Annotated in this window: 13 protein-coding genes; 6 read left to right on the forward strand and 7 right to left on the reverse strand. The window is 73.0% G+C overall.

Annotated features, from left to right (window positions below; all coding sequences use genetic code 11):
* Window positions 1–16 precede the first annotated feature (16 nt).
* Genes ABR737_RS14655 through ABR737_RS14665 form a run of 3 tightly spaced genes read right to left on the reverse strand, consistent with a single transcriptional unit; the run spans window position 17 to window position 2,832 of the window.
* Complete coding sequence (locus ABR737_RS14655; RefSeq protein ID WP_350250620.1) at window positions 17–1,210, reverse strand: bifunctional RNase H/acid phosphatase; 1,194 nt, start codon at window positions 1,208–1,210, stop codon at window positions 17–19.
* A gap of 3 nt (window positions 1,211–1,213) precedes the next feature.
* Window positions 1,214–1,957 carry a zinc ribbon domain-containing protein gene (locus ABR737_RS14660; RefSeq protein ID WP_350256785.1) on the reverse strand — a complete coding sequence of 248 codons (744 nt, stop codon included), beginning with the start codon at window positions 1,955–1,957 and terminating at the stop codon, window positions 1,214–1,216.
* Window positions 1,954–2,832 (reverse strand): Nif3-like dinuclear metal center hexameric protein, encoded by an 879-nt coding sequence (locus ABR737_RS14665; protein WP_350250621.1) that lies wholly within the window; start codon window positions 2,830–2,832, stop codon window positions 1,954–1,956. Before ABR737_RS14665 ends, ABR737_RS14660 begins: the two co-directional genes overlap by 4 nt.
* A 253-nt stretch (window positions 2,833–3,085) precedes the next feature.
* Here ABR737_RS14665 and ABR737_RS14670 point away from each other — a divergent pair, with 253 nt between their 5' ends.
* A complete protein-coding gene (locus ABR737_RS14670; RefSeq protein ID WP_350250622.1) occupies window positions 3,086–4,492 on the forward strand; it encodes a hypothetical protein in 1,407 nt (468 codons plus the stop codon).
* A gap of 159 nt (window positions 4,493–4,651) precedes the next feature.
* On the forward strand, window positions 4,652–4,819 hold the full coding sequence (locus tag ABR737_RS14675) for a hypothetical protein (protein ID WP_350250623.1): 168 nt from the start codon (window positions 4,652–4,654) through the stop codon (window positions 4,817–4,819).
* Window positions 4,820–4,973: 154 nt separating this feature from the next.
* Here ABR737_RS14675 and ABR737_RS14680 read toward each other — a convergent pair whose 3' ends face one another.
* The 3 genes from ABR737_RS14680 to chsH3 all read right to left on the reverse strand — a co-directional run bounded on the left by ABR737_RS14680 (window position 4,974) and on the right by chsH3 (window position 8,223).
* Window positions 4,974–5,951, reverse strand: a complete 978-nt coding sequence (locus tag ABR737_RS14680; RefSeq protein WP_350250624.1) for a 3-oxoacyl-ACP reductase — start codon at window positions 5,949–5,951, stop codon at window positions 4,974–4,976.
* Between the two features lie 166 nt (window positions 5,952–6,117).
* Window positions 6,118–7,194, reverse strand: coding sequence for a Zn-dependent alcohol dehydrogenase (locus ABR737_RS14685; RefSeq protein ID WP_350250625.1), 1,077 nt, complete (start codon window positions 7,192–7,194; stop codon window positions 6,118–6,120).
* Window positions 7,195–7,347: 153 nt separating this feature from the next.
* Complete coding sequence (gene chsH3 / locus ABR737_RS14690; RefSeq protein WP_350250626.1) at window positions 7,348–8,223, reverse strand: enoyl-CoA hydratase ChsH3; 876 nt, start codon at window positions 8,221–8,223, stop codon at window positions 7,348–7,350.
* 382 nt (window positions 8,224–8,605) lie between these two features.
* Between chsH3 and ABR737_RS14695 the strand changes: the two genes are divergently transcribed.
* Genes ABR737_RS14695 through ABR737_RS14710 form a run of 4 tightly spaced genes read left to right on the forward strand, consistent with a single transcriptional unit; the run spans window position 8,606 to window position 12,422 of the window.
* A complete protein-coding gene (locus tag ABR737_RS14695; protein ID WP_350250627.1) occupies window positions 8,606–9,610 on the forward strand; it encodes an ABC transporter ATP-binding protein in 1,005 nt (334 codons plus the stop codon).
* Window positions 9,610–10,338, forward strand: coding sequence for an ABC transporter permease (locus tag ABR737_RS14700; protein ID WP_350250628.1), 729 nt, complete (start codon window positions 9,610–9,612; stop codon window positions 10,336–10,338). The genes ABR737_RS14695 and ABR737_RS14700 overlap by 1 nt, the downstream gene beginning before the upstream one ends.
* A gap of 6 nt (window positions 10,339–10,344) precedes the next feature.
* Window positions 10,345–11,820, forward strand: a complete 1,476-nt coding sequence (locus tag ABR737_RS14705; protein WP_350250629.1) for a sensor histidine kinase — start codon at window positions 10,345–10,347, stop codon at window positions 11,818–11,820.
* Window positions 11,817–12,422, forward strand: a complete 606-nt coding sequence (locus tag ABR737_RS14710) for a response regulator (RefSeq protein WP_350250630.1) — start codon at window positions 11,817–11,819, stop codon at window positions 12,420–12,422. Before ABR737_RS14705 ends, ABR737_RS14710 begins: the two co-directional genes overlap by 4 nt.
* Before the next feature lie 159 nt (window positions 12,423–12,581).
* On the opposite strand, the gene ABR737_RS14715 is transcribed toward ABR737_RS14710, so the two are convergent.
* On the reverse strand, window positions 12,582–14,030 hold the full coding sequence (locus ABR737_RS14715; RefSeq protein WP_350250631.1) for an MFS transporter: 1,449 nt from the start codon (window positions 14,028–14,030) through the stop codon (window positions 12,582–12,584).
* Between the last annotated feature and the right edge of the window lie 179 nt (window positions 14,031–14,209).

The following is a 14,209-nucleotide window of genomic DNA, read 5'->3' on the forward strand; positions in this document are numbered from 1 at the left end:
CGGCGCTGCGAGATCGCTACCGCAGATGCGAGGTGTCGTTCAGCAGCCGCAGCGAGGCGTTGCCGTCGGAGTAGTACGCGACGACCGAGAGCGACGCCGCGGACAGCTCCATCCGGAACAGCGACTCCGGCGGGGCGCCCAGCGCCAGCCGGACCAGCGTCTTGACGGGGGTGACGTGCGTGACCACGAGGACGGTCTTGCCCGCGTACCGGGCGAGGAGCTTGTCGCGGGCCACGGCGACCCGGCGGGCGACCGTCGCGAAGGACTCGCCGCCTCCGGTGGGCGCCACCTTGGCGGAGCCGAGCCAGGCGTCGAGGTCATCGGGGTGGCGCTCGCGCACCTCGGCGAACGTCAGCCCCTCCCACGCCCCGAAGTCCGTCTCGCGCAGGCCCTCCTCGATACGGACCTCCAGACCGAGCCGGTCCGCGACCGCACCGGCGGTCTCCCGGCAGCGCCGCAGCGGTGAGCTGACGACGGCCTGGATCGTGCCCCGGGCGGCAAGCGCGGCGGCGGTTGCCTCGGCCTGACGGCGCCCGGCGGCGGAGAGTGCCGGGTCGGTGCCGCCGCTGCCGGAGAACCGCTTCTCGGGCGTCAGCGGGGTCTCGCCGTGCCGCAGCAGGACGAAGGTCGCGGGCGGGCCGAGGTCGGGAGAGCCCCAGCCGACCGCCGGGGCGGCGGAGGAAGCGGAATCCTCCGCCGTCGCCACCGCCTCGTCGGCGAGGCGGGCGGCGGCGCTGCGGGCGGGCGCGGCCGCGGTGGCGAGCGCCGCCGTGGAGTTGCCCGGCTCCCACTGCTTGCCGATCTTCCCGGCGTCCATCGCCTCGTTGGCGAGCCGGTCCGCGTGCTTGTTCTGCGCGCGCGGGATCCACTCGTAGGTGACCTGGTCGGGCGGGAAGACCGAGCCGGCCTCGGCGGCCAGCGGCTTCATGTCCGGGTGCTTGATCTTCCAGCGTCCCGACATCTGCTCGACGACGAGCTTGGAGTCCATCCGCACCCGGATACGGGCCTGCGGATCGAGCGCATACGCCGCCCGCAGACCGGCCACCAGGCCCTTGTACTCGGCGACGTTGTTGGTGGCGGTGCCGATGAACTCGGCGGCCTCGGCCAGCACCTCGCCCGACTCCGGGTCGAGGACGACCGCGCCGTAGCCGGCCGGCCCCGGGTTGCCCCGGGAGCCGCCGTCCGCCTCGACGACCAGCGTGCGCGACACGGCCTACAGACCCGAGTCGGGCGTACGGACCAGGATGCGGGTGCAGTTCTCGCAGCGCAGCACCGCATCGGCGGCGGCCGCGCGGACGTCGTTGACCTCGGTGATGTTCAGCTCCAGGCGGCAGCCCTCGCAGCGGCGCTGGAAGAGGCGGGCCGCGCCGACGCCGCCCTCCTTCGCGCGGATCTTGTCGTAGAGCTTCAGCAGGTCGGCCGGGATGTCGGCGACGGTCAGCTCGCGCTCCTTGGCGACCGTGCCGCGCTCGGTGTCGATCTCGGCGTAGGCGGCGTCCCGGCGGGCGGCGGCGTCATCGGCCTTGGCCTGGATGGCCTCGACCCGGCCGGTCAGCTCGGTCACCCGCTCCTGGGCGCTCTCGCGGCGCTCCATGACCTCCAGGACGATGTCCTCCAGGTCGCCCTGGCGCTTGGCCAGCGAGGTCAGTTCGCGCTGGAGGTTCTCCAGGTCCTTGGGGGAGGTGACGGCACCGGAGTCCAGGCGCTTCTGGTCGCGGGCGGCGCGCTGGCGCACCTGGTCCACGTCCTGCTCGGCCTTGGTCTGCTCGCGGCTGGTGTCGCTCTCCTCGGTCTGCGCGGCGACGAGCAGGTCGCGCTGCTGGATGAGGTCGGCCTCCAGGGTCTGCAGCTCGGCCAGCTCGGGGAGGTTGTTGCGCCGGTGGGCGAGCTGGGTGAGCCTCACGTCCAGGGCCTGGACGTCGAGGAGGCGGATCTGGTCGGCGGGCGCGGCGTTCAGCGTGGGGCTCCTGTGGTGTGGGTCGGGGCGAAGAAGGGGGTGGACGCCGCGTGGGCGGTCCAGGGGTCGGTGACCGTACGGGAGACATGCGTGCGCAGTCCCCAGTCGTGCCGGTCGGAGACCGCGTCGAGCTGGGCCGCGGCCTGCTCGCACCACGGCCATTCGGTGGCCCAGTGGGCCGCGTCGAGCAGCGCCGGCGGGCTGCTCTGTCCGGTGGTCTGGGTGGCCTCGGAGGCCGGGTGGTGGCGCAGGTCGGCGGTGAGGAACGCGTCCACACCGGCCGCCCGTACGTCACCGAAGAGGCTGTCGCCGGAGCCGCCGGAGACGGCGAGGGTGCGGATCTCGCGGTCCGGGTCGCCGGCCGCCCGGATGCCCTGGGCGGTGGCGGGCAGCCGTTCCGCGGCGTATGCGGCGAGGGCGGCCAGCGTCATCGGATGCGGCAGCTCGCAGATCCGGCCCAGGCCCCGGCGGCCCGCCGGATCGCTCGGGTCCGGCACCAGCGGGCCGAGGATGCGCAGGTCCAGCGCGCCGGCCAGGGCGTCGGAGACACCGGGGTCGGCGGTGTCGGCGTTGGTGTGCGCGACGTGCAGGGCGATGTCGTGCTTGATGAGCGTGTGCACGACCTTGCCCTTGAAGGTCGAGGCCGCGACCGTCGTCGTCCCGCGCAGATAGAGCGGGTGGTGGGTGACGAGGAGGTCGGCGCCGAGCTTCACCGCCTCGTCGACGATCTCCTGGACCGGGTCGACGGCGAACAGCACCCGGCGGACCTCGGCGCCGGGATCTCCGCAGACCGTGCCGACGGCGTCCCACCCTTCGGCCCGCTCGGGGGGCCAGAGGGCGTCGAGCGCGGTGAGGACTTCAGACAGTACGGGCACGGGTGGAAGATTACCTCCCAGCTGTGACATGGCGCGGGGCCCTCGGTTCGTCTCCCCCGCCCCCTGCCCCTCCGCCGCCCGGCCCATGCGGGAAATCCGCACCGGCCCGGGTGGGAAATCCGAAGCACAACGCTCCTGCAGGGCACCGGCGAACCGGACATTCGCCACCCTTATGCGTGAAGTGTGGCACCTCCCGGCGATCGGCCGGACGTGCGAAAACTAGCTTCGGTTGCCGACTGGAGGTGACCTTGCGATGACGATCTGTGCCACTGAGGACGCCAGGGCGCGGGACATGCGGGACAGGCGGGACGTGCGGGACCACGCGCACCACACGCACCGCGCGGCGCTGACGATCGCCGCCGACGGTTCGTACGCCGCCCGGCTCGCCCGTCACGACGACGCCGCCGGGAGCTGGTTTCCGGAGCGCTGGACGCTGGGCGGCCCCGAGCCGTACGCCGTACCGCTGCAGGGCCCCCAGCCCGAGGAGCCGGACAGCGCGCTGCTGCCGCTCGCGGACGGCCGGGTGCTGATCCTGCGTCGGGTCGCCGACCGTTTCGCCGTCTCCCTGCTCTACCCGGCGGGTCCGGGCACCGGTGAACTTTTGCTGGGCGCCGTGCACACCCCCGAGCTGACCCTGCTGCCGCCCGCCCCCGGCGGGAAACGGGGCTACGCCCTGGCCCCCGAGGCGCACCGGACCACCCTGTGGCTGCTGCACGGCGGCACGGAAGGACCCGAGCGGGTCGCCCGGATCCCGGGACGCTGTACGGGAGGCGCCTGGCTGGACCGCGGCGGCCGGCTGCTGGCGCTGGACCGGGAGACGGACGGCCGGACGAAGACCGTGGTGGTCGATCTGGCGCGGGGCGGCGAGACCGGTCCGCTGCTGCAGATCACCGAGGAGAGCAACGACCGCCTGCTGCTCGCCGATCCGGACAGCGGGCTGCTGCTCGTACGGTCGGACGCCCCGGGGCACGACCGGCTGGGCTGGTGCGTACTGGGCAGCAGTCTGCCGGTGCGCTTCCCGGAGTGCCTGCACCCCGCGCAGGCGGCGCTCACGCCGTTCGCGATGCAGCCGGGACAGATGCTGGCGCCGGAGAGCTGTGCGGTGGCGTTCCGGGTGGCCGCGGCGAACGGGACGTGGCCGGCGGTCTGGCGGCCCGCGGAACGGCAGTTGCGGCACTTCCCGGCGCCGGAGGGGTGGCTGGCGGAGGCCGGTCTGTGGACGGCGGGCGGCGAACTGCTGCTGCCGTACGTGACGGGGGCGGAGCCGTGCGGAGTGGCGCGGATTGACTTGCGGCTGGGGGCGGTGGGGCGGGTGGCCCCGGTGGGGCCGGTGGGGCCCGTGCAGCAGCCGCCGCTGCGGCAGCCGGCACAGGAGGTGCAGCCGGCGCAGGAGGCGCCACAGCGACCGCAGGCGCACGAGGCACAGGAGGCGCAGGAGGTGCAGGAGGTGCAGGAGGTGCAGGAGGTGCAGGAGGTGGCTCCCGCGGCGGCTGCCGGGAACAGCGAAGGGAGGATTGTCCTGGATGCGGCGGAAACCGACAACCGCTCCACAGCATCTGCACAACCCCAGCCCGCACCCGCGGAACCGCCTCACCTCCCCCCACATCCTGGAATGTGCAGGCCAGTTCCCCTGCAACAGGCACCTCAGGCGGCCCGGTAGACCCGGTGGAGCGCGATTTTCGGCCCCGTTAGAATTTCGGACGGGGGCTGCGCAGCCGGTTGACCGGCCACCGACAGTGCCGCTCGGGTCAGCCTGGCGGTCGTCGGGCGAGGTCCCGACGCGTACAGCTGTAAGCAATCTGACGGAGTGACTCTTTCCATGTCCGAAGCCCGAACCGACACGACCCAGGCGCGCCCCCAGGAGGCATTCGCCCAGGCCGCCGAGGCCGCAAGCTCCGGCAAGCACCGTGGCCCGGCCGCCGCCGAGGAGTCCGGCTCCGCCGCTCATGGCCGGCACCGCCGGGACAAGGAGTCGCAGGACGCGTAAGGCCGGTCAGGCGAGTCCCGACCGCCGACCGTGCACGACGGCCGTGGCCGCCGCCCGCGACGATGCGGTGCGGCGGCCACGGCCGTTGCGCACGATGCGCCACGGCGTTGTGGAATGTGCGTCACGGCCGTTGTTCACCGCGCCGCGCGGAGGGTCAGTCGTGCTTGAGGGCCAGCACCTCGGCCGCCGCGAAGGTCTCGTCCGGCGGGCGCTGCGCGTAGTACGGGGTCAGCAGCTCGTCCAGCTCCTCGAAGCTGAAGAGATCCTTGGTGGTGTCGAACTTGGCGGCGATCCGCGGGCGTTCGGCGATGGCGACCATGCCGCCGTGCACGACCAGCAACTGACCGTTGATCCGGGCCGCGGCCGGCGAGGCGAGATAGCCGACGAGCGGTGCGACATGTTCGGGCGCGAGCACATCGAGCCCGCCTCCTCCGCCCTCGCGGCCCTCCCCGGACTCCTGGCCCCCCGGATGTGCGGGGAAGCCAGCGAAGACGTCCTCCGTCATACGGGTACGGGCGCGCGGGCAGATCGCATTGGTGGTCACGCCGTATTTGCCCAGCGCCAGGGCCGTGGAGGTGGTCAGGCCGACGATGCCTCCCTTGGCCGCCGCGTAGTTGGGCTGGCCCGCCGAGCCCGCGAGGAACGCCTCGGAAGAGGTGTTGATGATCCGGCCGTGCACCGGGCCGCCGGCCGCCTTGGCACGCTCGCGCCAGTGGGCGGCGGCGAAGTGGGTGGTGTTGAAGTGGCCCTTGAGGTGAACGCGGATGACCGAGTCCCACTCGTCCTCAGTCATCGAGAACACCATCCGGTCGCGCAGGATGCCCGCGTTGTTGACCAGGATGTCGAGCCGTCCGTACGTCTCGACCGCCAGCTGCACGAGGGCGCGGGCGTCATCGTGGCCGGCGACGTCACCGAGGTGGGCGACGGCCCGGCCGCCCGCCGCGCGGATCTCGGCGGCGACGTCCTCGGCGGGTGCCGCCGAGGCCTCGCCCGAACCGTCACGGCCCGGCTGCCCGTAGTCGTTGACCACGACGGATGCGCCGAGGCGGGCGAGTTCGAGGGCTTCGGCGCGGCCGAGGCCGCGCCCGGCACCGGTGACGATCGCGGTCAGGCCCTCCAGTGGCTGTGCCATTCCTGTCCTCTCCAGTCTTCTCGGAGCGCGGTGGGGTGCGATGGCGTGCGGATGGAGCGCGGTGGGGTGCGGCGGGGTACGGATGGAGCGCAGTGGGGTGCGATGGGGTGCCGCGGACGCGGTTCCGGCGCGACGGTGCGGGCCGTGGGCGCCGTGCGGGCGGGCGTCAGATCTCGATGCAGGTGCGCAGCGAGGTCCCGGAGCGCATCTGGTCGAGCGCGTCGTTGATCTCGGCGAGCCGGACGCGATGAGTGATCAGGCCTTCGAGGTCGATCCGGCCGGCCCGCCACAGGGCGATGGCCCGCTCGTAGGAGCGCAGCACATCCGCGCCGCCGTACAGGGACGGCAGGATCCGCTTCTCGTCGAAGAACAGCTCGAACATATTGACCTGGAAGGTGTCGTCCATGGCTCCCGCGCCGACCACGCACAGGGTGCCGCCGCGCCGGGTCATCTCGTAGGCGGTGCGGGCCGTGGCGGACTTGCCGACCACCTCGAAGACGTAGTCGAAGCCCTCCCCCGCGGTGATCCGGGCCTTGGCGTCGGCGAACTCCTCCGGGGCGACGGCTTCGGTCGCGCCGAAGCGCAGCGCGGCCTCCCGGCGGGCGGCGACCGGGTCGACGGCGATGATCTGGGCCGCGCCGCAGGCCTTCGCCCCCTGGATGACGGAGATGCCGACGCCGCCGCAGCCGATCACCGCCACCGAGGACGCGGCCTCCACCTTGGCCGTGTTGAGGGCCGCGCCGAGCCCGGTGGTGACGCCGCAGCCGATGAGCGCGGCGATCTCGTAGGGGACGTCGTCCGGGATGGGGACCGCGCAGTTGGCGGCGACCACGACCTCCTCGGTGAAGGTGCCGGTGCCGGCGAAGCCGAAGACATCGCCGCCGGCCCGCCGGAAGTTGGGCGTGCCGGCGTTCATGAACCCGGCCAGGCACAGGTGGGTCTGGCCGCGCTTGCAGGACGGACAGCTGCCGCAGGCGGGCAGCCAGCACATCAGGACGCGGTCACCCTGGGCGAGCCCGGTGACACCGTCGCCCACGTCAAGGATCTCCCCGGCACCCTCGTGCCCGGGGACGAAGGGGGCGGGCTGCGGCAGCACCCCGTTCATCGCCGAGAGGTCGGAGTGGCACAGGCCGGTTGCCCGGATCCGGATCCTGACCTTGCCGGGGCCGAAGCCCACCGCCTCGACGTCGTCGAGGACTTCGAGCTTGTCCTGCCCTGTCTCGTGCTGTACGGCTGCGCGCATGTCACGACTCCTCTCGTACGTACGGCAATCCCGCCCCCGCCCGGACCGTCCGGGGCACACGGCACGCCCCGGACGGCACTCGCTCCTGGGTGTCTCCCCAGGGGGCCCTCCCTTTGAGGCCTCTCCCTAGGGGTGCCTCCCTTGGCTGTCTCCCTAGCTGTGCTCCACCACGGTGTCGGCCAGCACCGGCGCATCGTCGCGGTCGGCGGCGGTCACCGACACCTGGATCCGGCCGGGCTCTTGCCACAGGCCGATCCGCAGCGTCTCCCCCGGAAAGACCACCCCGGCAAAACGGGTGGTGTACGACCGCACGCGGGCCACATCGCCGCCGAGCAGTGTGTCGACCACGGCCTTGAGGGTCACCCCGTAGGTGCACAGCCCGTGCAGAATCGGCCGGTCGAACCCGGCGAGCTTGGCGAAGCCGGGGTCGGCGTGCAGCGGATTCCAGTCGCCGGAGAGGCGGTAGAGCAGCGCCTGGTCCGGGCGGATGTGGCGTTCGGTGCGCAGGTCGGGGGCGCGGTCGGGGAGGTCGAGGCGGGCGGAGGGGCCGCGGTCGCCGCCGAAGCCGCCCTCACCGCGGACGAAGATCTGGGTGTCGCAGGTCCACAAGGGCCCGTCGTCGTCGGCGACTTCGGAGCGCAGCACGATGACGGCGGCCTTGCCCTTGTCGTACACGGCAGGGACGGACGAGGTCTGGGTGGCGCGGCCGTTCACCGGAAGGGCGCGGTGCACGGTGACGGTCTGGCCGCCGTGCAGGACCGCGGCGAGGTCGACGTCGATGCCCGGGGCGGAGAGCCCGCCGGCCAGGGCCATTCCCCCACCCGCGACGGTGGCGAAGGCAGGCAGGACGTGGAGTGCGCTCTCCAGGGTGTAGCGCAGTTCGTCCGGGTCGGTGGCGGGGTGAGGCTTCTCCGGGGTGGCCGCGCCGGCCCCGATGCCGAGGTGGTAGAGCTGGACGTCCTTGTGGTCCCAGGCGAGTTCGGTGGTCCGCGGCTCGGCGGAGGTGGCCTTGGCGGCGTCGATGGGCATGGGGCTGCTTGCTCCTTCACCACGTTGTGAAGACCCCGGCCCGGCCGTCCGCACCGTCGACCGTGCCGGGGTCGCATCTGGTCGGCGCGGCCGCGCTCGGACAGCACACCACTCGCACTTCTAGAACGCGTTCTAGCCGATGGGTCTCATGTATAGCGGATCCGCAGCACGCCCGGAAGCCCCCTGACGCTGTGTCAGGTATGCTCGAATGCGCCGTGCTGCCCGCTGATCCCCCGGATCTCCCGCGCCGGCGCGCCCGTCACCCGGCCCCCGCCGCACCCAACCGTGACATTTGTCAGGGCGGATCACACACATTCGCCTCTAACGCCCCGCGGCAACTCTCCGTAATGTCATAGACATCGAACGAGAGGCGGGGGTGGGCATGGCACGGACGAAAGAACCGGTCAGCACTGCGTACACGACAGGCGGCGCCGCGGCGGTGGCATTCTCCGGGGTGACACGGAGTTATGGCGCGGTCAGGGCCGTGGAGGGGATGGACCTGGAGATCGCGGTGGGCGAGACGGTGGCGCTGCTCGGGCGCAACGGTGCGGGGAAGTCCACGTCCCTCACCATGCTGCTGGGGTTGCTGCCGCCCAGCGGGGGCTCGGTGCAGCTGTTCGGGGGCACCCCGGAGGCGGCGGTGCGGGCGGGCAAAGTGGGCGCCATGCTGCAGGACGGCAAGCCCCTTCCGCGGGTCACCGTCCGCGAACTGGTCACGTTCGTCGCCGCCACCTACCCCCGCCCCATGGCGGTCACGGAGGCCCTGGAGCTGGCGGGCCTGAGCGAGTTCGGCGGGCGGCGGGTGGACCGGCTGTCCGGCGGGCAGGCCCAGCGGGTCCGCTTCGCGGTGGCGCTGGCCGGCAACCCGGAACTGCTGGTGCTCGACGAGCCGACCGCGGCGCTGGATGTCGAGGCCCGCCGCGCCTTCTGGCGCTCGATGCGCGCATACGCCCGGCGCGGCAACACCATCGTGTTCTCCACGCACTATCTGGAGGAGGCCGATGAGCACGCCGACCGGATCGTGGTGATGGACGGCGGCCGGGTGGTCGCCGACGGCAGCGGCGAGGCGATCAAGCGGCGGGCCGGCGGCACGCTGGTCTCCTTCGACCTCGCGGGCGCGGCGACCGGGCCGCTGGCCGAACTGCCCGGCGTGAGCGCTCTGGAGGTGCGCGGCGACCGCGCACTGCTGCGGACGACGGATTCCGATGCGACCGTGGTGGCGCTGGCCGGGCTCGGGCTCGTCCGCGCACTGCAGGTCACCCCCACCGGCCTGGAGGACGCCTTCCTCGCCCTCACCTCCGGGCACGCTGCCCCCACCTCCGGCAACGCCGCCGGCCACACCCCGGCACGTAACGCCGCCACCCGGTCCGCGAAGGAGCTTGCGTGATGCTCGACTACGTCCGCCTCGAAGTGCGTCGCACCCTGCGCGACCGGGGCTTTGTCATCTTCGGCATCGGGATGCCGGTGCTGATGTATGTGCTGATGACCAACATCGGCGCGGGTCCCGGCGGCGCCGGCATGGCGTGGAAGACCGCGTCGATGGTCGGTATGGCCGCATACGGCGCGCTGGGCGCGGCGATCGGCACGGGCACGGGCGTCGCCGAGGACAAACAGCTGGGCTGGCTGCGGCAGCTGCGCATCACCCCGCTGAGCCCGGTACGGGTCGTCGTGGGCCGCGGGCTGACCGGCTCGGTGACGGTGCTGCCGGCCATCGCCTCCGTACTGCTGGTGGGTGCGCTGGTCAACGGCGTCCGGATGCCGGCCTGGCAGTGGGCCGCGCTGGCCGGGCTGCTGTGGATCGGCACCGCCCCCTTCACCCTGCTCGGCCTCGGCAACGGCTACCGTCTCTCCGCCCAGTCCACCGGCATGGTCAACACGGGCTGCATGCTGCTGCTGTCGATCATCGGGGGTCTGTGGTTCCCGGCCGAGCTGTTCCCCGGCTGGCTGCGCTCCCTGTCGTCCTGGACCCCCGGCAACCGCTTCGCCGAGCTCGGCCAGAGCGTCACCCAGGGCAGCGCTCCGGGCCTGGGCACAGTAGCGGTGCTGGCCGCCTGGCTGGCACTCTTCGGCGGATATGCGGTGTACGCGTACCGTCGGGCCGCACGAACGGTGTGATCGACGATGGTGCAGACCGGGGAAGTGACAGTGCAGCACAGCAAGCAGCGGGCCGCCGGTGACGGCGAGCCCGGCGGCGCGGGGGGCGCCGGCGACCCCACGTGCCGGCCGAAGCGGCCGGGCAGGACGACGGACCGGGGGCCGGGCAAGTATGCCTTCCTGCCGTGGCTGCTGATGGGCCTGGGCGCCTTTTCCAACATCATCCAGGGCAAGACGGGCAACCCCTGGCTGGCCGGTCTCGGGCTGCTCGCCTTCAATTCCCTCTACATCAGCGTCGTCTGGTCGTCCTTCGACCCGCGGCTGCGGGACTCCCGCCGTCCGCTGTACGCGCTGGGCCTGCTGACCGCCGTGACCTTCGCCATCGCCCTCGGGTTCGGCGGCAACTGGTTCCTGTTCTTCCCGCTGCTGTCGCTGGCCTCCGGCACGGTCCGTGCCCTGCGCGGCAAGAGGCTCGCCCTCTGGCTGATCACGCTCAGCGGCACGGCCGGATATCTGGTCGGCTGGCACGGCGGCCCCCACCCATGGGGCTCGTTCGGCATCGGCTACGGCACCTTCCTGTCCGGCACGGTGACGGCCACGGTCCTCAGCCTGTTCGACACCATCCAGGAGCTGAACACCACCCGTCAGGAGCTGGCCCGCAGCGCCGTCGAGAAGGAACGGCTGCGCTTCTCCCGCGATCTGCACGACCTGCTGGGGCACACCCTGTCCGTGGTGGTGGTCAAGGCCGAGGCGGTCCGCCGGCTGGCCCCGCGCAATCTGGAGGCGGCGCTCGCCCAGGCCGCCGATATCGAGGCGGTCGGCCGGCAGGCGCTGACCGAGATCCGCGAGGCGGTCACCGGCTACCGCGAGGGCAGTCTGACCACCGAGCTGGACCGGGCACGCTCGGTGCTGGAGGCGGCCGGTATCGAACCCGTCGTACGGCAGGCGGGACCGCCGCTGCCCCCGCAGGCCGGTGCGCTGCTGGGCTGGGTGGTCCGCGAGGGGGTCACCAACACCGTCCGGCACAGCGGTGCCACCCGCTGCGAGATCGACGTGCACGCCGACGAGGAGCGGGTACGGCTGACGCTCACGGACGACGGCCGCGGTCCCGTAAGCTCCGGTGCTGCCCCGGCCCCCGGCCTGGCCTGGCTGCGCGACCGCGTCCCGGGGCGCGACGGCGGCCCGGGCGGGGACGATCCGGACGGCGGCGGGCCGGGCGGCTACGGGGTACGGGACGAGTTGAGTACTACGGGCGGTGCGCACGGTCCGGACGGCACGGGCCGCCCGGAGCCCGCGCACGGCTCCGGCGAGCCGGACGGCACGGCACCGGCCGGCCCTCGGGGACCGGTGGGCGGCACCGGGCTGAAGGGGCTGGCCGAGCGGCTGGCCGCGGCGGGCGGCACGCTGCGCAGCGGCCCGGACGGCCGGCGCGGCTTCCGTGTCACGGCAGAACTGCCGGTCGGCACGGGTGATATGGCGGACGTGGAGGAGTTGACCAGGTGATCAAGGTCCTGCTGGCAGAGGACCAGGGGATGATGCGGGGCGCGCTGGCGCTGCTGCTCGACCTGGAGGAGGACATGCAGGTCGTGGCCCAGGTCGCGGCGGGCGATCAGATCGTCGCCGCCGCCCTGGACGCCCGCCCCGACATCGCCCTCCTGGACATCGAACTCCCCGGCCGCAGCGGCCTGGACGCCGCGGCCGACCTGCGCACACAGCTGCCGTCCTGCAAGGTGCTGATCGTGACGACCTTCGGCCGCCCCGGCTATCTGCGCCGCGCGATGGAGGCCGGTGCGTCCGGCTTCCTGGTGAAGGACGGCCCGGTGGAGGAACTGGCGGCAGCGATCCGCCGCGTGCTCGCCGGCGAGCGGGTCATCGACCCCGGCCTCGCCGCGGCAGCGCTGAGCGCCGGCCCCAACCCCCTGACCCAGCGCGAACGCGATGTCCTCGCCGCCGCCGTGGACGGCGCCACGGTCGCCGATATCGCGGGCAAGCTCCACCTCTCCCAGGCCACCGTCCGCAACTACCTCTCCGCGGCCATCGGCAAGACCGGCACCCGCAACCGCATGGAGGCGGTCCGGGCGGCGCGGCGGAACGGCTGGTTGTAGGGGGAGGCAGCGGGCCGGAGAGACGGAAGGCCGGAGGGCTTCCGCGGGGCCGGCTCAGTCGTGGGCGGCTCAACCGCGGGTGGCTCGGCCGTGGGCGGCTCGACCGCGGGTGGCTCACCCGCGGGCAGCTCAACCGCGGGTGGCTCACCCATGGGCCGCTCAGCCGTGGGCGGCGTCCGCGCGTCGCCGGGGCAGTGCGAGGACCATCAGCACGATGCTGACCAGCAGGATCATGGAGCCGACCTGGAAGGCCAGGCCGTAACCGTTCGCCAGGGCCTTCGGGCCACCGTGACCCGCCGCGATACGGGACGCGGCGACGGTCGACAGGACCGACAGGCCCAGCGCGCCGCCCATCTGGCGGGAGGTATTGATCAGGCCGGAGACCAGCCCCTGGTCGGCGGGGTCGGCGCCGGACGTGGCGATCGCCGCGATCGGCGTCGCCGTCAGCCCGGCGCCCAGGGCCATCAGGATGCCGGGGCCGAGGATCGTGCCGAGATAGGTGCCGTCGACGTCCATCGTCCCCTGCCACGCCATACCGGACGCGGAGATCACCGCACCGGTGACGGCCAGGGTCTTGGCACCCACCCGGTTCATCAGCCGCGGTCCGAGCTTGGAGCCCAGCACGATGGAGAGCGAGTGCGGGATGAAGGAGAGCCCGGCCTCCAGGGGCCGGTAGCCCAGCACGTTCTGCACGTACAGCGACAGGAAGTACCACATGGAGAACATCGCGGCGCCGGCCAGCACCATCGCCGCGTTCGCCGAGGAGACCGAGCGCACCCGGAAGAGCCCCAGTGGCATCAGCGGAGCCTTGGCCCGCGCCTCGACGGCCAGGAACGCCGCGATCACGACCAGCCCGGCGGCCAGCGGCAGCAGCGCGGAGGCCGAGGCCCAGCCGTCCGTCTCGGTCTGCACGATCCCGTACGCCACCAGCGCGAGCCCGGCGGTCACCAGCACCGCGCCGGGCGCATCCAGCCGCCGCCCGGCGCCCTGCCTGCTCTCGGTGAGCCACCACACCGCACCGGCCAGCACCAGCGCCCCGACCGGGACATTGATCAGCAACACCCAGCGCCATGACAGGTATTCGGTGAGCACCCCACCGACCAGACCGCCCACCGCGCCACCGCCGGCACCGACCGCCGTCCAGGTGGCGATGGCTCGGTTACGGGCCGGACCGGGCGGAAACGACGTGGTCAGGATCGTGAGGGTGGCCGGTGCGAGCACGGCGGCGCCGACGCCCTGGACCGTCCGGGCCGCGATCAGCTGCCAGGACTGCTGGGCCAGCCCGCCGCCCAGGCTCGCGACGGTGAACAGCGCCAGGCCGAGGACGAAGATCCGCTTACGGCCGAAGAGATCGGCGGCCCGGCCGCCGAGCAGCATGAAGCCGGCGAAGGTGATCACGTACGCGTTGACGATCCACTGCAGGCCCAGTTCGCTCAGGCCCAGCCCGGTCCGCATGGCGGGCAGGGCGACGTTCACGACGGAGACGTCCAGGACGACCAGGAACTGCCCCGCACACACCAGCAGCATCACCAGCCAGGCCGGTGCGGCCGTCCGGCGCTTGGTGTCGGGCATGGTGGCGGGGGCGGCTATCGGCGGCATGCCGCCCATGCTCGCATTCGCCGCTTGCCTCCCGCATCGGTATATCGGTGCACAGGCCACCTGACCGGAGGCCTAGGCCGCCGGACGGAGGTCCCGGGGAGGGGCGCGGCCGAGGGGAGGGCGCAGGCGGGAGGGTGAGGCTTGAGAGGGCGGGGCCTTAGGGGCGGGCCCCTAAGGGGCAGGAAGGC

Source organism: Streptomyces sp. Edi2 (assembly GCF_040253635.1).
Lineage (GTDB): Bacteria > Actinomycetota > Actinomycetes > Streptomycetales > Streptomycetaceae > Streptomyces.

Coding starts and splice junctions, on each gene's coding strand:
- ABR737_RS14675 (WP_350250623.1), top strand. CDS start 4,652: ATGTCCGAAGCCCGAACCGACACGACCCAGGCGCGCCCCCAGGAGGCA.
- ABR737_RS14715 (WP_350250631.1), bottom strand. CDS start 14,030: ATGGGCGGCATGCCGCCGATAGCCGCCCCCGCCACCATGCCCGACACC.
- ABR737_RS14700 (WP_350250628.1), top strand. CDS start 9,610: ATGCTCGACTACGTCCGCCTCGAAGTGCGTCGCACCCTGCGCGACCGG.
- ABR737_RS14695 (WP_350250627.1), top strand. CDS start 8,606: ATGGCACGGACGAAAGAACCGGTCAGCACTGCGTACACGACAGGCGGC.
- ABR737_RS14680 (WP_350250624.1), bottom strand. CDS start 5,951: ATGGCACAGCCACTGGAGGGCCTGACCGCGATCGTCACCGGTGCCGGG.
- ABR737_RS14670 (WP_350250622.1), top strand. CDS start 3,086: ATGACGATCTGTGCCACTGAGGACGCCAGGGCGCGGGACATGCGGGAC.
- chsH3 (WP_350250626.1), bottom strand. CDS start 8,223: ATGCCCATCGACGCCGCCAAGGCCACCTCCGCCGAGCCGCGGACCACC.
- ABR737_RS14705 (WP_350250629.1), top strand. CDS start 10,345: ATGGTGCAGACCGGGGAAGTGACAGTGCAGCACAGCAAGCAGCGGGCC.
- ABR737_RS14685 (WP_350250625.1), bottom strand. CDS start 7,194: ATGCGCGCAGCCGTACAGCACGAGACAGGGCAGGACAAGCTCGAAGTC.